The 20,920-nt window shown below is 71.5% G+C and carries 13 protein-coding genes and 1 pseudogene; 7 read left to right on the forward strand and 7 right to left on the reverse strand.

Annotated elements, in window-relative coordinates; genetic code table 11:
* Nucleotides 1-122: 122 nt before the first annotated feature.
* The 3 genes and pseudogenes from ABZT14_RS03695 to ABZT14_RS03705 form a co-directional block, all read right to left on the reverse strand.
* Nucleotides 123-2,081 (reverse strand): annotated as a pseudogene (locus tag ABZT14_RS03695) (substrate-binding domain-containing protein).
* A gap of 55 nt (nucleotides 2,082-2,136) precedes the next feature.
* Complete coding sequence (locus ABZT14_RS03700; RefSeq protein ID WP_356296351.1) at nucleotides 2,137-3,702, reverse strand: sugar ABC transporter ATP-binding protein; 1,566 nt, start codon at nucleotides 3,700-3,702, stop codon at nucleotides 2,137-2,139.
* Between the two features lie 15 nt (nucleotides 3,703-3,717).
* Nucleotides 3,718-4,707, reverse strand: coding sequence for a LacI family DNA-binding transcriptional regulator (locus ABZT14_RS03705; RefSeq protein WP_356296354.1), 990 nt, complete (start codon nucleotides 4,705-4,707; stop codon nucleotides 3,718-3,720).
* A 222-nt stretch (nucleotides 4,708-4,929) separates the two neighbouring features.
* Between ABZT14_RS03705 and ABZT14_RS03710 the strand changes: the two genes are divergently transcribed.
* From ABZT14_RS03710 to ABZT14_RS03720, 3 genes are all read left to right on the forward strand, one after another.
* Nucleotides 4,930-7,197: an ATP-dependent RecD-like DNA helicase gene (locus tag ABZT14_RS03710; RefSeq protein ID WP_356296357.1), complete on the forward strand. Its 2,268-nt coding sequence runs from the start codon at nucleotides 4,930-4,932 to the stop codon at nucleotides 7,195-7,197.
* A gap of 227 nt (nucleotides 7,198-7,424) precedes the next feature.
* Nucleotides 7,425-8,729: a citrate synthase gene (locus tag ABZT14_RS03715; RefSeq protein WP_356296360.1), complete on the forward strand. Its 1,305-nt coding sequence runs from the start codon at nucleotides 7,425-7,427 to the stop codon at nucleotides 8,727-8,729.
* A gap of 546 nt (nucleotides 8,730-9,275) precedes the next feature.
* Nucleotides 9,276-10,091, forward strand: coding sequence for a GNAT family N-acetyltransferase (locus tag ABZT14_RS03720; protein ID WP_356296363.1), 816 nt, complete (start codon nucleotides 9,276-9,278; stop codon nucleotides 10,089-10,091).
* A gap of 118 nt (nucleotides 10,092-10,209) precedes the next feature.
* On the opposite strand, the gene ABZT14_RS03725 is transcribed toward ABZT14_RS03720, so the two are convergent.
* The 4 genes from ABZT14_RS03725 to ABZT14_RS03740 form a co-directional block, all read right to left on the reverse strand.
* Entirely contained in the window at nucleotides 10,210-12,477 is a 2,268-nt protein-coding gene (locus ABZT14_RS03725; RefSeq protein WP_356296366.1) for a heavy metal translocating P-type ATPase, read from the reverse strand.
* 312 nt (nucleotides 12,478-12,789) lie between these two features.
* Entirely contained in the window at nucleotides 12,790-13,722 is a 933-nt protein-coding gene (locus tag ABZT14_RS03730) for a 2-dehydropantoate 2-reductase (RefSeq protein WP_356296369.1), read from the reverse strand.
* A 45-nt stretch (nucleotides 13,723-13,767) separates the two neighbouring features.
* Nucleotides 13,768-13,962, reverse strand: coding sequence for a MarR family transcriptional regulator (locus tag ABZT14_RS03735; RefSeq protein ID WP_356296372.1), 195 nt, complete (start codon nucleotides 13,960-13,962; stop codon nucleotides 13,768-13,770).
* A 176-nt stretch (nucleotides 13,963-14,138) separates the two neighbouring features.
* Complete coding sequence (locus ABZT14_RS03740) at nucleotides 14,139-15,053, reverse strand: sugar phosphate isomerase/epimerase (protein ID WP_356296375.1); 915 nt, start codon at nucleotides 15,051-15,053, stop codon at nucleotides 14,139-14,141.
* Nucleotides 15,054-15,286: 233 nt separating this feature from the next.
* On the opposite strand from ABZT14_RS03740, the gene iolC reads away from it, so the two are divergent.
* The 4 genes from iolC to ABZT14_RS03760 all read left to right on the forward strand — a co-directional run bounded on the left by iolC (nucleotide 15,287) and on the right by ABZT14_RS03760 (nucleotide 20,808).
* Nucleotides 15,287-16,255: a 5-dehydro-2-deoxygluconokinase gene (gene iolC / locus ABZT14_RS03745; RefSeq protein ID WP_356296378.1), complete on the forward strand. Its 969-nt coding sequence runs from the start codon at nucleotides 15,287-15,289 to the stop codon at nucleotides 16,253-16,255.
* A gap of 164 nt (nucleotides 16,256-16,419) precedes the next feature.
* On the forward strand, nucleotides 16,420-17,358 hold the full coding sequence (gene iolB / locus ABZT14_RS03750; RefSeq protein WP_356296381.1) for a 5-deoxy-glucuronate isomerase: 939 nt from the start codon (nucleotides 16,420-16,422) through the stop codon (nucleotides 17,356-17,358).
* Nucleotides 17,355-19,247, forward strand: coding sequence for a 3D-(3,5/4)-trihydroxycyclohexane-1,2-dione acylhydrolase (decyclizing) (gene iolD / locus ABZT14_RS03755; protein WP_356296384.1), 1,893 nt, complete (start codon nucleotides 17,355-17,357; stop codon nucleotides 19,245-19,247). Before iolB ends, iolD begins: the two co-directional genes overlap by 4 nt.
* 58 nt (nucleotides 19,248-19,305) lie before the next feature.
* Complete coding sequence (locus tag ABZT14_RS03760) at nucleotides 19,306-20,808, forward strand: CoA-acylating methylmalonate-semialdehyde dehydrogenase (protein WP_356296387.1); 1,503 nt, start codon at nucleotides 19,306-19,308, stop codon at nucleotides 20,806-20,808.
* Nucleotides 20,809-20,920: the final 112 nt, after the last annotated feature.

Below are 20,920 nucleotides of genomic sequence, written 5' to 3' on the forward strand. Positions count from 1 at the left end.
AGGGTGGCGTGCGGGAGCACCGGGGGCGGGGCCGAAGTGCCCGGGGCCGCCGGGGGACGGCCGCCGCGATGGGGCGACCGTCTCCCCCGGCTGGGCCGGAGTTCAGCGGGGTCGGGAGACCGTCAGCTGAACTGTGCCACGTTCTTCTTGGTGACGACCTTGACCGGCACCTTGATCTGCTCGTCCACGTCCTCCTCGTCGAGGATGCGGACGGCGTTGCGTACGGCCATCTTGCCCAGCTCGGCGGGCTGTTGGGCGATGGTGGCGGACATGGTGCCCTTCTTGACCGCCTTCACCCCGTCCTCGTTGCCGTCGAAGCCGACGACCTTGACGGCCTTGCCGGCCTTGGAGCCGAGGGCCTTGATGGCGCCGAGGGCCATCTCGTCGTTCTCCGCGAACACGCCCTTGACGTTGGGGTGGGACTGCAGCATGTTCTGCATCACGTCGAGTCCCTTGTCACGGTTGAACTCGGCGGTCTGCTTCGCGACGACCTTGATGTTCTTGTACTTCTTGATGCCCTCGGTGAACCCCTGACCGCGCTCGCGGGAGGCGGAGGTGCCGGCCTGGCCGCGCAGCACCACGATCTCGCCCTCCTCGCCCAGCTGCTTGGCGAGGCTGTCGGCGGCCATCTTGCCGCCCTCGACGTTGTCCGAGGCGACGGTGGTGCTGATCTTGGCCTTGTTGATGGTGCGGTCGACCGCCACCACCGGAATGTCCGCGTTGGCCGCCGCCTTGGCCGACGGGGCGAGGGCGTTGTCGTCCACCGGGTTGGCGATGATCGCCTTCATGCCCTTGGTGGTGAAGCTCTGCAGCTGGTCCGACTGCGTGTTGGCGTCGTCCCGGGCGTCCTGGACGCTGAGCGAGATGTCGTGGTTCTTGGCCTCCTCCAGCGCCCCCTCCTTCATCTGGACGAAGAACGGGTTGTTCAGGGTGGACAGGGAGAGTCCGACCTTGGACTTGCCGGAGTCTCCACCGTCGGAGTCCGAACCGGTGCCACAGGCTGTGGACACCAGGGCCAGCGTGCCGGCGACCGCTATAGCGGACGCCATCCTTCTCTTGCTCATACTTGCTTCCTCGCGGTGCGGATTACGGGGGTTTGCGAGCATTGAAGTCTCAGGAGGAACGGTTCTGACACCCTGAGATCATGCACGGCGACGAAGTGTATCGATCAATACGGCGAGCGCGATAACGATTCCGATAACGACCTGCTGCCAGAAGATCGACACATCGAGGAGATTCAGCCCGTTTCGCACCACGGCCAGCACCAGGGCGCCGATCAGGGTGCCGGAGGCCTTGCCCACCCCACCGGCCAGGCTCGCGCCACCGATCACCACCGCGGCGATGGCGTCCAGTTCGTACCCGACGGCGGCGTTGGGAGCGGCCGTCACCAGCTTGGAGGCCAGCACCACACCGGCCACGGCGGCGAAGCCTCCGCACAGCGCGTAGGTCACGAGCTTCTGGCGCTTGACCCGGATACCGGACAGGCGGGCGGCCTCCTCGTTGCCGCCGATGGCGAACATCGAGCGCCCGCTGTAGGTGCGGTTCAGCACCAGGGTGGCCAGCGCGGCCATCACGATCATCACCAGGACCTGGGCGGGGAACCAGTCGCCGATGTTCTCGCCGATCTTGCCCATCGAGTCCGGCAGGGAGATCGGGGTGCCGTCGGACACCACCATGGCCAGACCCCGGGCGATGGACAGCATCGCCAGGGTGGCGATGAACGGCGGCAGCTTTCCGTACGCCACCAGCACACCGTTCACCAGACCGCAGGCGATGCCGGTGCCCAGCCCCATCAACACCGACAGCCACAGCGGCAGTCCGGCCTTGTCCGCCGACCAGGCCAGCACCACCGCCGAGAGGGCGGCCACCGAACCGACCGACAGGTCGATGCCGGCCGAGACGATGACGAAGGTCACGCCCAGGGCCAGGATCGCGGTGATCGCCGCCTGCTGGGCCACGTTCAGCAGGTTGTCCGTGGTGAAGAAGTTCGGCGACATCACGGACATGCACAGCACCAGCAACAGCAGCCCGGTGAGCGCCGGGTTGTCCCGGAGCACGTGGCCCACCGCGGGCGGCACCAGCTCCGAGGGCTTCTTACGTCCGCCGCCACCCGTCTTCGGTGGTCCGCTCTGGATATCAGTGGCCACGGAGTTCCTCCACGCCCTCGGTGTTCGTGATCTTGTCAGTGGACGCGTTCTGGACCGCGAGCGCCATCACGGCGTCCTGGGTCGCTGATCCAGCCGCGAGTTCGCCGGTGATCCGGCCCTGGGACATCACCAGGATCCGGTCGCTCATGCCCAGCACCTCCGGGAGGTCGCTGGAGATCATCAGCACCGCCCGGCCGGAGGCGGTCAGTTCGTTGATCAGGTGGTAGATCTCCACCTTGGCGCCGACGTCGACCCCACGGGTCGGTTCGTCCAGCACCAGCACCTGGCTGTTGGCCAACAGCCACTTGCCGATGACGATCTTCTGCTGGTTGCCGCCGGACAGGGTGCGGACCTTCTGGTCGATCCTGGCCATGCGCACGCCCAGTCGCTGGGCGATGTTCCGGGCCGCCTTGCGCTGCGACCCCCGGTCGACCCAGCCGGCACGGGTGGCCGACCGCAGGGTCACCAGGCCGAGGTTCTCCTCCGCCGAGGCGTCCAGCAGCAGCCCCTGCGACTTGCGGTCCTCCGGTACGAGTCCGATGCCGGCGTCCATCGCCGCGTTGACGTTGCCGGGGGTGAGGCGTCGTCCGCCGACCTCGACCGTGCCCTGGTCGTAGCGGTCGGCGCCGAACACCGCGCGGGCCACCTCGGTACGGCCGGCGCCCACCAGTCCGGCGAGGCTGACCACCTCGCCGGGGCGCACCTGGAAGCTGACGTTCTCGAAGTGACCGCGCCGGGTGAGCCCCCGGACGCTGAGCAGCGGGGTGTCGGACACCGGGCCGGCGGACACCTGGAGGCGGGGGAACTGCTGCTCGATGCTGCGGCCCACCATCAGCCGCACCAGCTCGTCCCGGTCGGTGTGCGCCGGCACCTGGCCGACGCTGCGCCCGTCCCGCAGCACGGTGACGCGGTCGCCGAGCACGGCGACCTCCTCCAGCTTGTGGGTGATGAAGACGATCCCCACGCCCTGGGCGCGCAGTGCCCGCACGATGGTGAAGAGTTTCTCCACCTCCTCGGAGGTGAGGACGGCGGTGGGCTCGTCCATGATCAGCACCCGCGCCTGGAGGCTGAGCGCCTTGGCGATCTCCACCATCTGCAGATGGGCCACGCCCAGGCCGCGCAGTTTGGCGTCGGGGGAGACCGACAGCCCGACTCGGCGCAGCAGTTGCTGTGCGTCCTGGTTCATCCGGCGTCGGTTGACCAGGCCGAAGTTGCGGGGCTGGCGTCCGAGGAAGATGTTCTCGGCCACCGTCAGGTCGGGCACCAGGTTGAACTCCTGGTGGATGGTGGCGATGCCGAGACGTTCGGCGGTCTGGGCGTCCTTGAAGCGGACCGGCTTCCCGTCCACCAACACCCGTCCCTGGTCCGGCTGTTGGGCGCCGGAGAGGGTCTTGATCAGGGTGCTCTTGCCGGCGCCGTTCTCACCGAGGAGCACGTGCACCTCTCCCGGCCGTACGCCGAAGGTGACGCCGTCGAGCGCGACCACGCCCGGGAAGGACTTGGTCAGACCCTCGGTGCTCAGGATCTCCGGGGGTGACTTGTCGAAGGGGGTCAACAACTGCTCCGTTTCTCACTCGCCGCAGGAGCGGCGGATCACGAGGCTGGCGGGAAGGGTGACCGAGTCCGCCGCACGGCCCTCGATGAGGTCGACCAGGGCGCGTACGGTCCGGTGGCCCAGTTCGTCGGTGCGCTGGGCGATGGCGGTGATCGGCGGGTCGGTGTGGAGGAACCAGGGGATGTCGTCGAACGCGGCCAGCCCCACGTCCTCGGGCACCCGCAGTCCACGGGCCCGGATCTCGTCCATGGCGCCCAGTGCCATCAGGTTGTCGGTGGCGAAGATGACCTGGGGTGGCTTCGGCAGGTCGAGGAAGCGGGCGGTGGCCGCCTGCCCGCTGGCCGCCTGGAAGTCGCCCTTGCCCACGTACTCCGGGGGCATGGACAGGCCCGAGTCGCCGACCGCCTCCAGGAAGGCGCTGATGCGCTCGTTGCCGGTGGTGGTGGTCTCCGGGCCGGCGATGACCGCCAGCCGGCGGTGGCCCAACTCGTACAGGTGGCGCACCAGTTGACGTACCGCCTGGCGGCCGTCGGTGTGCACCACCGGTACGTCGAGGTGCGGGATCCAGCGGTCCACGAACACCAGCGGGGTCTTGCTGGCCGCCAGGTCCGTCAGGATGCTGGAGTCGTCCTCGGTCGGGCTGACCAGTAGTCCGTCGATGCGGCGTTCCAGCAGGTTGCTGATGTGGTGGGCCTGGAGGGAGGGCTGTTCGTCGGCGTTGCCGATGATGACGCTGTAACCATGGGCCCGTGCCTCGTCCTCGACCGCGCGGGCCAGTTCGGTGAAGAAGGGGTTCATCACGTCGCTGACCACCAGGCCCAGGGTGCGGGTCTGATGGGTACGCAGGGAGCGGGCCACGGCGTTGGGGCGGTACCCCAACTCCTCGATGGCGTTGAGCACTCGGGCCCGGGTGTCGGGGCGCACCGCCGGATGGTCGTTCAGCACCCGGGAAACGGTCGCCACCGAGACCTCGGCTCTGGAGGCAACGTCTTTGATGCTCGCCATCGGTCGGGGTTCCCTGGAGCGGCGTGGTAACGATTACATCGACGATTAGTAGAGGATGCCGGCCGAACACACAAGCGGCCGATGCGTGATCGTGACGGAAATCAGGAACCTCGTACGGAACGTGTTCCCCCGCTGTCACAGAGCTACCAGGGGTCGACGTCGGGCGCGGAGCCCCCGCCCCGGCCGTGCGCCGCTGTCCGAGACGGCGGCTACCTTCGTCCCATGTCCGCACACCCCGCGACACACCCCGCGACGCTGGAAGGCGTCCTGGAGCGCATCACCTACAGCAACGAGGAGAACGGCTACACGGTCGCCAGGGTCGACGCCGGGTCAGGATCCGAACTCCTCACCGTGGTGGGCTCGTTGCTGGGGGCCCAGGTCGGCGAGTCGCTGCGCATGTCGGGCCGGTGGAGCTCCCACCCGCAGTACGGCCGGCAGTTCACCGTGGAGAACTACACCACCGTGCTGCCCGCCACCGTCCAGGGCATCCGCCGCTACCTGGGCTCCGGGCTGATCAAGGGCATCGGCCCGCGTACCGCCGAACGCATCGTGGAGCACTTCGGCCTGGACACCCTGGACGTGATCGAGGAGGACGCCGGGCGGCTGATCGAGGTCCCGGGCCTGGGCCCCAAGCGCACCGAGAAGATCGCCGCCGCCTGGGAGGAGCAGAAGGCCATCAAGGAGGTGATGGTCTTCCTCCAGGGGGTGGACGTCTCCACCTCCATCGCCGTGCGGATCTACAAGAAGTACGGCGACTCCTCCATCTCCGTGGTGAGGAACCAGCCCTACCGGCTGGCCTCGGACGTGTGGGGCATCGGCTTCCTCACCGCCGACCGCATCGCCCAGGCCGTGGGTATCCCCCACGACAGCCCGGAGCGGGTGATGGCCGGACTGCAGTACGCCCTGTCCCAGGCCACCGACCAGGGCCACTGCTACCTCCCGGACGAACGGCTGATCGCGGACGCGGTGAAGCTGCTCCAGGTGGAGACCGGACTGGTCATCGAGTGCCTGGCCCAGCTCGCCGAGGACGAGGAGGGGGTGGTCCGCGAACGGCTGCCCGGGGGACGGCTGTTGGGGGCCGACGGAAGGACCGGACCGGGCGAGGGCGAGGAGCGGGAGACGGTCACCGCCATCTACCTCCCGCCCTTCCACCGTGCCGAGTGCGCCCTGGCCGGACAGTTGCTGCGGCTGCTGCACGCCGAGGAGGACCGGCTGTCGGCCTTCGCCGACGTGGACTGGGAGGTGGCCCTCGGCTGGCTGGCCCGGGTCACCGGCGCCGAACTGGCCAGCGAGCAGCGTGAGGCGGTACGCCAGGCGCTGACCGAACGGGTCTCGGTGCTCACCGGTGGGCCGGGCTGCGGCAAGTCCTTCACCGTGCGGTCGGTGGTGGAGCTGGCCCGGGCCAAGCGGGCGCGGGTGGTGCTGGCCGCCCCCACGGGCCGGGCCGCCAAGCGGCTGTCCGAGCTGACCGGGGTGGAGGCGTCCACGGTGCACCGGCTGCTGGAGCTGAAGCCCGGAGGGGACGCGGCGTACGACCGGGACAACCCCCTCAAGGCCGACCTGGTGGTGGTGGACGAGGCCTCGATGCTGGACCTGCTGCTGGCCAACAAGCTGATCAAGGCCGTACCCCCGGGCGCCCACCTGCTGCTGGTCGGGGACGTGGACCAGCTGCCCTCGGTGGGGGCCGGGGAGGTGCTGCGGGACCTGCTCGACGAGGGCGGCCCCATCCCCCGGGTGCGGCTGACCCGTATCTTCCGGCAGGCCCAGCAGTCCGGGGTGGTCACCAACGCGCACCGGATCAACTCCGGTACGCCGCCGATCACCCAGGGGTTGCCGGACTTCTTCCTGTTCGCGGAGGACGACACCGAGACGGCCGGCCGGCTGACCGTCGAGGTGGTGGCTCAGCGCATCCCCGCCCGGTTCGGCCTGGACCCGCGCCGTGACGTGCAGGTGCTGGCACCGATGCACCGGGGCCCGGCCGGGGCCGGCACCCTGAACGGGCTGTTGCAGCAGGCGCTGACCCCGCCACGGGAGGGGCTGGCGGAGAAGCGGTTCGGCGGGCGGGTCTTCCGGGTCGGCGACAAGGTCACCCAGATCCGCAACAACTACGAGAAGGGCGCCAACGGGGTCTTCAACGGCACCGTCGGGGTGGTCACCTCGCTGCACTCCGAGGACCAGCGGCTGACCGTGCTCACCGACGAGGACGAGGAGGTCTCGTACGACTTCGACGAATTGGACGAGCTGGCCCACGCCTACGCGGTCACCATCCACCGCTCCCAGGGCAGCGAGTACCCGGCGGTGGTGGTCCCGGTGACCACCGGGGCCTGGATGATGCTGCAACGGAACCTGCTGTACACGGCGGTGACGCGGGCGAAGAAGCTGGTGGTCCTGGTCGGCTCGCGCCGGGCGCTGGGGCAGGCGGTGCGTACGGTCTCCGCCGGCCGGCGCTGCACCGCGCTGGACCACCGACTGCGGACGGCCGCCCCCTGACGAGGGGCATCGGGGGCCGTCGGGCTGGTTCGCCGGGTGCCCGAACCGTATTCGGTGCTCCCTCCGACTTGGGTCACCGACAGGTGTGGGAGCAGAATGAGAGGGGCACTCCGTGCCGTGAGAACGTCCAATGTCCGACCCCGAGTGCACAGCGGGACGCCTTATGGGGGACAGTGGACTGAGTCAGGGCACCTCAAAGTAGAGGCACTACGTCGGTGAGGGATGACGTGAGCGAGCACCGCGCAACTGAGAGCGAAGTAGTACTGCGGTACGGAGACGGCGAGTTCGCCTACCCGGTGGTGGAGAGCACGGTCGGTGACCAGGGCTTCGACATCGGAAAGCTCCGCGCCCAGACCGGTCTGGTGACCCTGGACTCGGGATACGGCAACACCGCGGCGTACAAGTCGGCGATCACCTATCTGGACGGCGAGCGCGGAATCCTGCGCTATCGCGGCTACCCCATCGAGCAGCTGGCCGAGCGCGGCACCTTCCTGGAGACCGCCTACCTGCTGATCAACGGCGAGCTGCCCACCGTGGACGAGCTGGCCGGGTTCCAGAACGAGATCACCCAGCACACCCTGCTGCACGAGGACGTCAAGCGGTTCTACGACGGGTTCCCCCGGGACGCCCATCCGATGGCCATGCTGTCCTCCGTGGTGAGCGCGCTGTCCACCTTCTACCAGGACAGCCACAACCCCTTCGACGAGCAGCAGCGGCACATCTCCACCATCCGGCTGCTCGCCAAGCTGCCGACCATCGCCGCCTACGCCTACAAGAAGGCCATCGGCCACCCGGTGGTCTACCCCCGCAACGACCTCGGTTACGTCGAGAACTTCCTGCGGATGACCTTCTCCGTGCCGGCCGCCGAGTACGACCTGGACCCGGTGGTGGTCAGCGCCCTCGACAAGCTGCTGATACTGCACGCCGACCACGAGCAGAACTGTTCCACCTCCACCGTCCGGCTGGTCGGCTCCTCGCAGGCCAACATGTTCGCCTCGATCTCGGCCGGCATCAACGCGCTGTGGGGCCCGCTGCACGGCGGCGCCAACCAGTCCGTGCTGGAGATGCTGGAGGTCATCCAGGCCAGCGGCGGCGACGTCGACTCCTTCATCCGCAAGGTGAAGAACAAGGAGGACGGCGTCAAGCTGATGGGCTTCGGCCACCGGGTCTACAAGAACTTCGACCCCCGGGCGAAGATCATCAAGTCCGCCGCCCACGACGTGCTCTCCGCCCTCGGCAAGAGTGACGAGCTGCTGGACATCGCCCTGCGGCTGGAGGAGCGCGCGCTCAGCGACGACTACTTCGTGGAGCGCAAGCTCTACCCCAACGTCGACTTCTACACCGGCCTGATCTACCGGGCGATGGGCTTCCCGACCAGCATGTTCACCGTGCTGTTCGCCCTCGGCCGGCTGCCCGGCTGGATCGCCCAGTGGCACGAGATGATCAAGGAGCCCGGCTCCCGCATCGGTCGCCCCCGTCAGATCTACACCGGTGTGGTCGAGCGCGACTACGTCCCGGTCGAGTCCCGCTGACCCACCGCGTCACGCCGGGGAGCGCCTCCCGCTTGGGGGGCGCTTATCTCGTACTGACAGCCATCGGGGACAATGGACACCGAACCAGGCGAAGTGGGAGAGCATCCGCCCGTGTGGGAGAGACGCAGATCACACGGATGGGGGGTAACCCTTCGGGGGTCCCGCCAGTCTTAGAGGGTGGCGGTGGCAACCCGGCGGATGTCCACGCCCTTGCTGACCCGTAGCACGGGAAGCTTTGAGCGGCCTCTCACCGCGTGGTCAGTGAAACGCCCGGAAGGATCCCGTGGGGGGAGTCTGACCGGGAGAGAAAGCGCCCCGAGAGCGAGCCCGTGGGGGGACTCGCGCGGGGCGCTTTCGGTTTTCCCCAGGCCCGGACCTTTTCGCGGGACCTCGTCCGTCGGCTCCTCACCGTCCGTGGAGGAACCGGCCCACGCGTCGCCCGTGACGGCCGGCTGCTCGTCTCCGGTTGACCCCCGGGTACGTGCCGGTGGGCAGGCCCGGGCGCCGGGACCGGGAGGCCGGCGAGGGCCCTGCCAGACTGGCGCGATGCCCTGGACGCTCACCACGGATCTGGCCGCCTTCGTCGAACGGGCCCTGCCCCCGCTGCGCGCCCGCCCCGAGCGGAACACCCTGATGCTGTCGGTCGCCGCCACCCTCGCCCGCCGTGGAGCCACCGCCTACGGGCCCCACCCGCCCCGTTACGGGTGGTGGCAGGGCGCCGACGGCGGGATCGAGGGGGCGCTGCTGTGGACCCCGCCCCACCCCGTACAGCTCTCCCCGATGCCGGGGGAGGCCGCCCGGCGCCTGCCGGAGTCGTTGGCCCCGCACCGGCCGACCCAGTTGCACGGTGACCGGGAGGCGGTCGGGCCCTGGCTGGCCGCCCGCCCCGGGGCCGCGGTGGTGGAGGAGCAACGGCTGTACCGGCTGGGCCGGTTGACCCCGCCCCGTCCGCTGCCCCGGGGCAGGGCCCGTACCGCCACCGCCGAGGACCGGTCGTTGCTGGTCGACTGGTGCGTACGGTTCTCCGGCGAACTGGGCCAGACCACCTCGGGGGCCGAGGCGCTCGTCGACGACCGCCTGTCGTACCAGGGGTTCACCCTCTGGCAGGTGGACGGTGAACCGGTGGCGATGGCCGGGGCCAAGCCACCGATCGCCCGGGTGACCTGTGTGGCCCCGGTCTACACCCCGCCGCCCCACCGCCGACGCGGGTACGCGGCGGCGGTCACGGCGGCCGTCTCCGGGGCGGCCCTGGGGGCCGGCCCGGTGGTGCTGTTCGCGGACGCCGCGAACCGGACCTCCACCGCCTTGTACGAGCGCCTCGGCTACCGGCCGCTCGCGGAACTGGTGCGGGTCCGCCTCTGAACGGGCGCCGGAGGAGGTGCCGTTCGGATCACCGGGAGCTCGCGTGCTCCGGGCGCCGCCTCCTGGCGCGCGGGACCGGAGCACGCTCACCGGTCTCCCGGGATCCGAACGGCGCGCCCTAGCGGAAGCGGCGCAGACGGAGGCTGTTGGTGACCACGAAGACCGAGGAGAAGGCCATCGCGGCACCGGCGATCATCGGATTGAGCAGCCCGGCCACGGCCAGCGGGATGGCGGCGACGTTGTAGCCGAAGGCCCAGAACAGGTTGCCCTTGATGGTGCTGAGGGTGCGACGGGAGAGCCGGATGGCGTCGGCGGCCACCCGCAGGTCACCGCGTACCAGGGTCAGGTCGCTGGCCTCCATCGCCGCGTGGGTGCCGGTGCCCATGGCCAGCCCCAGGTCGGCACCGGCCAGCGCGGCGGCGTCGTTGACCCCGTCGCCGACCATGGCCACCCGGCGGCCCTGGGCCCGCAGGCGTTCCACCTCGGCCACCTTGTCCTCCGGCAGCACCTCGGCGATCACGTCCTCGGGGGTGATGCCCACCGACCGGGCGACGGACTCGGCCACCGCCCGACTGTCGCCGGTCAGCAGCACCGGCCGCAGCCCCAACTCCCGCAGGGAACGGACCGCTTCGGCGCTGTGCTCCTTCACGGTGTCCGCCACGGTCAGCAGCCCGCGTACCTCCTCGTCCCAGGCGACCAGTACGGCGGTCTGCCCCTCGGCCTGGGCGCGCTCCAGCGGTTCACGCAGCTCCTCGGGGACCGGCGCCTCCATCAGGGAGGGCCGGCCGACCAACACCCGGCGCCCGGAGAAGGTGCCCCGGACTCCGAGTCCGGCCAGGTTGCCGAACTCCTCGGGCACGGGGAGCGGTTGACCCTCCAGCCGCTGGCGGGCGCCCTCGGCCACGGCCCGGGCGATGGGGTGTTCGGAGGAGGCCTCCAGGGCGCCGGCCCAGCGCAGCAGTTCCTCCTCGGACACACCCGGGACCGGCCGCACCTGGCTCAGGGACATGACCCCGGTGGTGACCGTGCCGGTCTTGTCCAGCAGTACCGTGTCCACCCGCTCGGTGGACTCCAGCACCTCCGGCCCCCGGATCAGGATGCCCAGCTGGGCGCCGCGTCCGGTGCCCACCATCAGGGCGGTCGGGGTGGCCAGCCCCAGGGCGCAGGGGCAGGCGATGATCAGTACCGCGACCGCCGCGGTGAACGCCGCCGTCACCGAGCCGTCCAGCAGCAGCCAGCCGGCCAGCGTGCCCAGGGCGATCAGCAGCACGACCGGTACGAAGACGGCGGAGATCCGGTCGGCGAGCCGCTGGGCGGCGGCCTTGCCGTGCTGGGCGTCCTCCACCAGCCGCGCCATGCGGGCGAGTTGGGTCTCGGCGCCGACCCGGGTGGCCCGTACCAGCAGCCGGCCGGAGGTGTTGACGGTCGCCCCGGTCACGGTGTCGCCGGGGCCGACGTCCACCGGCACCGACTCCCCGGTGAGCATGGAGACGTCCACCGCCGAGGTGCCCTCGACCACTTCGCCGTCGGTGGCGATCTGCTCCCCGGGGCGTACGACCAGTTCGTCGCCCACGGCGACCTGTCCGACCGGCACCCGGATCTCGGTGCCACCGGCGCCCCGTACGGTCGCCTCCTTGGCGCCCAGTTCCATCAGGGCGCGCAGCGCGGAGCCGGCGCGGCGCTTGGCGCGGTCCTCCAGCATCCGGCCCAGCAGGATCAGGGTGGTGACCCCGGCTGCCACCTCCAGGTACAGCGCCTCGCTCCCGTCGGTGCCGCCCCGCCAGGGGGTGAGGTCGAAGGGGTGGGTCATCCCGGGCATCCCCGCGTGCCCGAAGAACAGCGCCCACACCGACCAGCCGAACGCGGCGAGCGTCCCGACGGACACCAGGGTGTCCATGGTGGCCGCGCCGTGGCGGGCGTTGACCCAGGCGGCACGGTGGAAGGGCGCGGCACCCCAGACGACGACCGGGGCGGCCAGAGTCAGCGACAGCCACTGCCAGTTGGTGAACTGCCAGGCCGGGACCATGGCCATGGCGATCACCGGCAGGGAGAGGACCAGGGAGATCCAGAACCGTTCCCACAGCTCGCCGCGCGGGTTCTCCTCGGTCGAGGGGCCCTCCGGGGCGTCCGGCTCGTCCGACACCGCGCGGTGGGGGGTGGCCGCGTATCCGGTCTTCTCCACGGTGCTGATGAGGGTGGGTACGTCGACCTCGGCCCCGTGCCGGACCCTGGCCTGTCCGGTGGCGAAGTTGACGGTGGCGGTGACGCCTTCGAGCTTGTTGAGGCCGCGCTCCACCCGGGCGGCACAGGAGCCGCAGGTCATACCGGTGATGTCCAGTTCCACCTGGGACTCCGGTGGCGCGGGCGGGCTGCTGGTGGTGGTCATCTCGGGCTCCTGGGGTGCGCCGACCGGTGGCCGGCCTGGGCTGGTGGGGGCACCCGGTGCGTCCTCGGCCGCCGTCCTCGACGCGGGGGAGGCCGGGTGGTGGACGGGTGTGGGCTGAGGGGTCACGGGTGCTCCCACTGGCTGACGGTCTCGCTCCGTCCAGGGTCGGACGGTGCCTTCCGCCGAGGTCAACGTTATACCCCTAGGGGGTATTCCCGCAGCCTTGGTGACGCCTCGGGCCGATGTCCGTGTCGGTGCCCCTCGGAGGGTGCCGCCGCGGGTCACCGGGAGGCGTGACGCGGCCACCGCCCCTCAGCGGCCCGTGCCCTCGGGAGGTTCCTGCTCCAGCACCCTGATCAGGGTCAACAGGGCGCTGTTCAGGGGGACTTGGAGGCCGTGGCGGGCGGCGGCCCGTACCACCGGCCCGGTGATGTGCTCGTGTTCCATCGGGCGGCCGGCCAACCGGTCGTAGAGCATCGAGGTGCCGCCCTCGGGCGGGTTCTCCGCGTAACGGGCGAGGGTGCGCCCCACGTCCTCCTCGGTCAGGCCCACCCCCTCCGCCTGTCCGACGGCCACCGCCTCGCGGAGCACCGCCCCGGCCAGCTCGGCCATCTCCGGTTGCCGGAAGACCCCCATCCGTCTGCCCAGCAGGGCGGTGAGCGGGTTGGCGGCCAGATTGGTCAACAGCTTGCGCCAGGCGGCCAGATCGAAGTCCTCCACCGCGTCCACCCGTACCCCGGTGTCGGCCCACAGCCGGGAGAAGGCCTCGGCGGCCGGGGAGTACGCGGGCACCAGCACCTGGTTCCCCGCGTGGTGGACCACCCGGCCCGGGGCGAGGCTCTCCACCGCCGCGTACACCAGTGCCGGCAGGATCTCGGTGCCCTCCGGGGTCAGCGGACGCAGCCGCTCCAGGTGGTCCACCCCGTTCTGGGCGGCGGCCACGACGGTGCCGGGCCCGGTCAGTGCCCCGAGCCAGCCGGCCGCGCCCCGGGTGTGGTGCGCCTTGGTGGTGAGCACCACCCAGTCCACCGGGCCGTCGAGGTCCTCGGGCCGTTCGACCACGGACACCGACCGGGGCTCCAGCGGCCCCTGACCGGTGTCCACGCGCAGGGACTCCGGGACGCTCCGTACGCACAGGGTGGTGTCGATCCCGGCCCGGTCCGCCAGTACGGCCAGCCAGGTGCCGATCGAGCCCGCGCCGATCACCGCGAGACGGGTGGTGTCACTGGTGGGTGAGGTGGCCATGCCCCGAGCCTACGGTCACCCCCGGTGCCGCCCGGTCCCCGCCGGTCAGCGGCGCCCACGGTGGCCGGGGCGTCGGCTGACCCACTCCCTGATGGTGTCCGCGAACCAGTACGGCTTGCCGCTCTCCACCAGGTCCGGTGTGGGCAGCAGTCCGTTCTTGCGGTAGGAGCGCACGGTGTCCGGCTGGACCTGGATGTGCGCGGCGATCTCCTTGTAGGACCAGAGGTGGCGGTCGGCCATGCTGGGGCACCTTCCACTGGGGGTCGTGCTGGTGCCCTCAGCCTGTGTCCGTGGGGCGACCCACAGTGAGGAATGCGGAGGCCTGTAGATCACCTGTGACAGGAGACGGGTGTAACGGTGACCTTTCGGTGCGCGGTGGTGAGGACCCGAACTTCCGTGCCCCGGCCCGGACTTGGTCAGGCTCCGCAGCTGCGCAGGAAGCGTCGGGTACGGGTGGCGATCGGCAGCGGGGCCTCGGGGTCGCAGGGGTACATGTCCTGCTCCACGATGGCGAACAGCTCCACGCCCAGCCCCTGCGCGGCCACCAGCACCGGCTCCAACTCCGGTACCCCGCCCGGCGGTTCACACATCACGCCCCGGGCCACCGCCGGCCCGAACGGCAACTCCTCGCGCACCACCTCGGCCAGCACCCCGGGGTCGACCTGCTTCAGGTGCAGGTAGCCCAGCCGCTCCCCGTAGGTCTCGATCAGCCGGAGGCTGTCCCCGCCGCAGTACGCGTAGTGGCCGGTGTCCAGGCAGAGGTGCACCAGCCCCGGATCCGTGGCGTCCAGGAAGCGGGTGACGCTCTCCTCCCCGTCGATGTGGGTGTCCGCGTGCGGGTGCACCGCGATCCGCAGCCCGTACTCGTCCCCCACCCGGCGTGCCAACCACTCCATGCCGGAGGTGAGGTGGCCGAACTGCTCGGCGGTCAGCCGGGGGGACTCGATCAGCCGGGCCGTCCGGTCGTCCCGCCAGAACGCCGGGATGACCACCAGGTGCTCCGCCCCCGTGGCACGGGTCAACCCGGCCACCCGGGAGACGTGTTCCCAGGTCTCCTCCCACACCGACGGTCCACGGTGGAGCGCGGTGAACACGGTGCCCGCCGACACCCGCAGCCCCCGGCGCCCGGTCTCCTCCCGCAACCGGTCGGCGTCCACCGGCAGATAGCCGTACGGGCCCAGCTCGATCCACTCGTAGCCCGCCCGCGCGACCTCGTCGAGGAACCGTCGCCACGGAACCTGGAGCGGATCCTCGGGGAACCAGACCCCCCACGAGTCGGGGGCCGAGCCCACCCGCAGGCGGTCCAGGGCAGACGTCGATTGGCTGCTCATCCACCGAGCCTCCCCGGGGGCTTCGGGGGGTGTCAAGGACGTCGTGGGCCGTCGAACCCCCGGTCAGGGCCCGTCCCCACCGCCGGGACCCACTGGCTTCCGGGGCGCGGAGGCGCGTGCGCAGTCCGGGAGGCGTGGTCGCCGGGCACCGACGAGTCCGCGCCGAGGGGCCTCCGGGAGCCGCCGCGTCCAGTAGCGTCCACCTTTCCAGCACCCGATCGGAAAGGGAGCCCATGTCCCAGCCGTCGAGCGCCTACGACCTGATCACCATGGGCCGGATCGGGGTGGACCTCTACCCCCGGCAGACCGGGGTGCCGCTGCCCCAGGTGGAGACCTTCGCCAAGTTCCTCGGGGGCACCGCCACCAACGTGGCGGTGGCCGCCGCCCGGTTGGGCCGGCGCGCGGCCCTGATCAGCCGGGTGGGCGCCGACCCCTTCGGCGAGTACTGCCGGCAGGCGCTCGCGGACTTCGGGGTCGACCCCCGGTGGGTGACCGAGGTGCCCGCGTACCCCACTCCGGTCACCTTCTGCGAGGTGTTCCCCCCGGACCACTTCCCCCTCTACTTCTACCGCCAGCCCAAGGCCCCCGACCTGGAGATCCACCCCGGCGAACTGGACGTCGACGCCCTGCAGTCGGCCCGCATCCTGTGGACCACCGGCACCGGACTGTGTATGGAGCCCAGCCGTACGGCCACCCTCGCCGCCCTGGCGGTCCGCGCCCGGTCCGGGCCGACCGTGCTGGACATGGACTGGCGCCCGATGTTCTGGCCCGAGGAGCGCCCCGCCGAGGCGGCCCGCCCCTACTACCGGCAGGCCCTGGAACACGTGACGGTGGCCGTCGGCAACCTGGAGGAGTGCGAGGTCGCCACCGGCCTGGACGACCCCTGGGAGTGCGCCCGCGCGCTGCTGGACGCCGGGGTGGAACTGGCCGTGGTCAAGCAGGGGCCCGAGGGGGTGCTGGCGATGCGCCGTGACGGCGAACACGTCCGGGTGCCCCCGCACCCGGTGGAGGTCGTCAACGGGCTGGGCGCCGGCGACGCCTTCGGCGGGGCGCTGTGCCACGGGCTGCTGGAGGGCTGGGGACTGGAGTACCTGATGGCCTACGCCAACGCCGCCGGTGCCCTGGTCGCCTCCCGACTGGCCTGCTCCTCGGCCATGCCCACCGCCGACGAGGTGGCGGCGCTGCTCGCGGAGGACGGCTGAACCGCCCGGCCTCGCGGGGGAGTTGGGGCGCGGCGAAGATCCGTTTCCGGCGGGGCCGTTTCGGGCAAGGGGGATCAACGGCCCGTACCGGGGTGGATGCCAGGCGCCACGGCCACCTCGGTGGCATCGTCGAGCACACACCACCCGTGGCGGGAGGGAGCACCATGACGACGCGGCCAGTCCACACCCACCACCTTCCGGCGGGCAGCGCCTCCCGGGGCCCCTACGCGCTGGACGTCGACCCCACCGTGGCCGGCTGGGGCTACTCCTCCCTGCGGGTGCTGGAACTGCCCGCCGGCGGCGCGCTGGAGTGGGCCACCGGGGAGAGCGAGTGGATCGTGCTCCCGCTGGCCGGTGGCTGCGAGGTCGGCAGTGACGACGGCCAGACCCGGGCCGAGTTCACCCTCCACGGCCGGCCCGGCGTGTTCGAGGCGGTCACCGACTTCGCCTACCTGCCCCGGGACGCCCGGGCCCACCTGGCCAGCCCGTCCGGTGGCCGGTTCGCCCTCGCCGGCGCCCGCTGCGTACGCCGACTGCCGGCCCGTTACGGTCCGGCCGACGCGGTACCGGTGGAACTGCGCGGCAGGGGCACCGCCTCCCGCCAGGTCAACAACTTCGCCGCCGCCGGGGTCTTCGAGTGCGACCGGCTGATCGCCGTGGAGGTGCTCACCCCCGGCGGCAACTGGTCCTCCTACCCCCCGCACAAGCACGACCACCACGTGCCCGGCGAGGAGAGCGAGTTGGAGGAGATCTACTACTTCGAGGTCGCCCCCCACCGTGGCGCCTCGGGCGACACCCCCGGCGTCGCCTACCAACGGGTCAGCCCCTCCGGGCACGGCCGGGACACCGACGTGCTGGCCGAGGTGCGGCAGGGGGACGCGGTGCTGATCCCCGACGGCTGGCACGGCCCGTCCATCGCCGCACCGGGCCACCCTCTGTACTACCTGAACGTCATGGCTGGACCGGGCGCGGAACGGGAATGGCGTATCCGGGACCACCCGGACCACGCCTGGATCAGGGACGACTGGCGCGACCAACCCCTGGACGAGCGGCTTCCCCTCTACACGGCACCGGACCGACAGCGACCGGAGGAGACAGGATGAGCCAAGGCACCGTACGGCTCACCGTGGCGCAGGCCCTGGTGCGGTTCCTCGCCGCCCAGCACACCGAACGGGACGGCGTACGACGCCGGTTGGTGGGCGCCTGCTGGGGCATCTTCGGCCACGGCAACGTCGCGGGACTCGGCCAGGCACTGCTGGAGTACCGCGAGCTGATGCCCTACCTCCAGGGCCGCAACGAGCAGGCCATGGTGCACGCCGCCGTGGGGTACGCCCGCCACTCCCACCGGCTGCGCGCCCAGGCGGTCACCACCTCCATCGGCCCCGGCGCCACCAACCTGGTCACCGGAGCCGCCCTGGCCAGCGTCAACCGCCTCCCGGTGCTCCTGCTCCCCGGTGACACCTTCGCCACCCGGGTCGCCGACCCGGTGCTCCAGCAACTGGAGGTGCCCCAGTCCGGGGATGTCTCGGTCAACGACGCGCTGCGCCCGGTCTCCCGCTACTTCGACCGGATCACCCGCCCCGAGGCCCTGATCCCCGCCGCCCTCCAGGCCGTACGGGTCCTCACCGACCCGGCCGACACCGGCGCCGTCACCCTGGCCCTGCCGCAGGACGTGCAGGCCGAGGCGTACGACTGGCCCGAGGAGTTCTGGGCCCCCCGGGTGTGGCCGGTACGCCGCCCCGCCCCCGACCCCGAGTCCCTCGCCGAGGCCGTCGAGCTGATCCGACGGTCCCGGCGCCCCCTGCTGATCGCCGGGGGAGGGGTGCGGTACAGCGAGGCCGAGGCCGCCCTCGCCGAGTTCGCCTCGGCCACCGGCGTACCGGTCGCCAGCACCCAGTCCGGCAAGGGCTCCCTCCGCCACGACCACCCCCAGGACCTCGGCGGAGTCGGTCACACCGGCACCGAGGTCGCGGACCGGATGGCCCGCGAGGCCGACCTGGTGATCGGGGTGGGCACCCGGTACACCGACTTCACCACCGCCTCCCACACCCTGTTCGCCCACCCCGAGGTGCGGTTCGTCAACCTCAACCTCGCCGGCCACGACGCCCACAAGCTCAGCGGCCTGGCCCTGCGGGCCGACGCCCGGGCCGGGCTGGCCGCCCTCACCGAGGCCCTCGCCGGCTGGCGGCTCGACCCCGAGCGGGTCGCCGACTACCAGCGCGGCAAGGCCGGTTGGGAGGAGCGGGTCACCCGGGCCTACGCCGCGCCCGACCCGGACGCCCACCCCACCCAGACCCAGGTGCTGGGCGCCCTGGACCAGGTGGTGGGGGACCGGGACGTGCTCGTCAACGCCGCCGGCTCGCTCCCCGGAGACCTCCACAAGCTGTGGCGGACCCGGGACCGCGACCAGTACCACGTGGAGTACGGCTACTCCTGCATGGGCTACGAGATCCCCGCCGCTCTCGGGGTGCTGCACGCCCAGCCCGACGCCACGGTGTGGGCCCTGGTGGGCGACGGCACCTACCTGATGATGCCCACCGAGATCGTCACCGCCGTACAACAGGGCCTGCCACTGAAACTGGTGCTGCTACAGAACCACGGCTACGCCTCCATCGGCGGCCTGTCCCGACTTACCGGGGCCGAGGGCTACGGCACCGCCTACCGCCGACCCACCACGGACGGCCTCCTGGACGGCGCCCCCCTGCCCGTCGACCTCGCGACCAACGCCGCCTCCCTGGGCATGGAGGTGCTGCGCCCCGGCACGGTCGCCGAACTGGTCGAGGCCCTCCGGGTCGCCCGTGCGGCCACCGGCCCGGTCTGCGTCCACGTGGAGACCGTCGCCCCGGGCGAGGGCGCCCCTGACCAGGGCACACCCCCCGAGGCCCAGGCATGGTGGGACGTGGTGGTGGCCGAGACCTCCGAGCGGTCGGCCACCCGGGCCGCCCGCCAGGAGTACGAACGGCATCTGGCCGACCGACGGCACCATCTGTGAACATCCGAGCAGACCGGCCCGCACCCCGGACCCGTACCCACCACGAAAGGCCCGCACCATGAAGACCCTCGGTCACTGGATCGACGGCAAGGCCGTCGACGGCACCTCTGGACGCTTCGGCCCGGTCTACGACCCGGCCACCGGAGCCCAGCCCACCCAGGTCGCCCTCGCCTCGACCGAGGAGGTGGACCAGGCGGTGGCGTCGGCCCGGGAGGCCTACCTCGGCTGGCGGCACAGCTCGCTGGCCCGACGTACCTCCGTGCTGTTCCGGTACCGCGAACTGCTGGACGCCCGACGGGACGAGCTGGCCGCGCTGATCACCGCCGAGCACGGCAAGGTGCACTCCGACGCCCTGGGCGAGGTCGCCCGCGGGCTGGAGGTGGTGGAACTGGCCTGCGGCATCCCCGAGCAGCTGAAGGGCGAACTGTCCACCCAGGTCTCCACCCAGGTCGACGTGGCCTCGCTACGGCAGCCGGTGGGCGTGGTCGCTGGGATCACCCCGTTCAACTTCCCCGGCATGGTGCCGCTGTGGATGTTCCCCCTCGCCATCGCCTGCGGCAACAGCTTCGTGCTCAAGCCCAGCGAGAAGGACCCCTCCGCCGCGTACTTCGTGGCCCAGATCGCCACCGAGGCCGGCCTGCCCCAGGGCGTGCTGAACGTGGTCAACGGTGACCGGGTCGCCGTCGACCGCCTGTTGGAGCACCCCGACGTGGACGCCGTCTCCTTCGTCGGCTCCACCCCCATCGCCCGCCATGTGCAGAGCCGGGCGGTGGAGCACGGCAAGCGGGTCCAGGCCCTGGGCGGAGCCAAGAACCACATGCTGGTGCTCCCCGACGCCGACCTGGACTACGCCGCCGACAACGCGGTCAACGCCGCCTACGGCAGCGCCGGCGAACGGTGCATGGCGGTGTCCGTGGTGGTCGCCGTCGGCGACAGCGCCGACCCCCTGGTGGAGAAGATCGCCGAACGGGCCCGCACCCTGCGCATCGGCCCCGGCACCGACTCCGAGTCCCAGATGGGCCCGCTGATCACCCGCGAGCACCGGGACAAGGTCGCCTCCTACGTCCCGGGCGCGGCGGCCCAGGGCGCCGAGGTGGTGGTGGACGGCACCGGATACTCCGTGGACGGCCACCCCGACGGCTTCTTCCTCGGCGTCTCCCTGCTGGACCGGGTCACCCCCGACATGGACGCCTACCGCGACGAGATCTTCGGCCCGGTCCTGTGCGTGGTCCGTGCGGAGACCTACGAGGAGGCCATCGAGCTGGTCAACAGCTCCCGCTGGGGCAATGGCACCGCCATCTTCACCCGGGACGGCGGAGCTGCCCGACGGTTCCAACTGGAGGTCGAGGCCGGCATGGTGGGCGTGAACGTGCCCATCCCGGTCCCGGTCGGCTACCACTCCTTCGGTGGCTGGAAGGACTCCCTCTTCGGCGACCTGCACATCTACGGCACCGACGGAGTGCGGTTCTACACCCGGGGCAAGGTCGTCACCACCCGCTGGCCCGACCCGGCCAAGGAGGGGCGTCGCGGCCTCAACCTCGGTTTCCCCCAGCACGACTGACCCCCGGCCAGGTCAGCCGCCCGGCCCTGGTCGGGCGGCTGATCCGGGGCGCGGCACCGGCGGGGGCGCCGTGACCGTACGCACCGTGGCTCGTGTCGGCGTCCCGCCGCCG

It is taken from the genome of Streptomyces sp. NPDC005438 (genome assembly GCF_040606315.1).
Classification (GTDB): domain Bacteria; phylum Actinomycetota; class Actinomycetes; order Streptomycetales; family Streptomycetaceae; genus Streptomyces.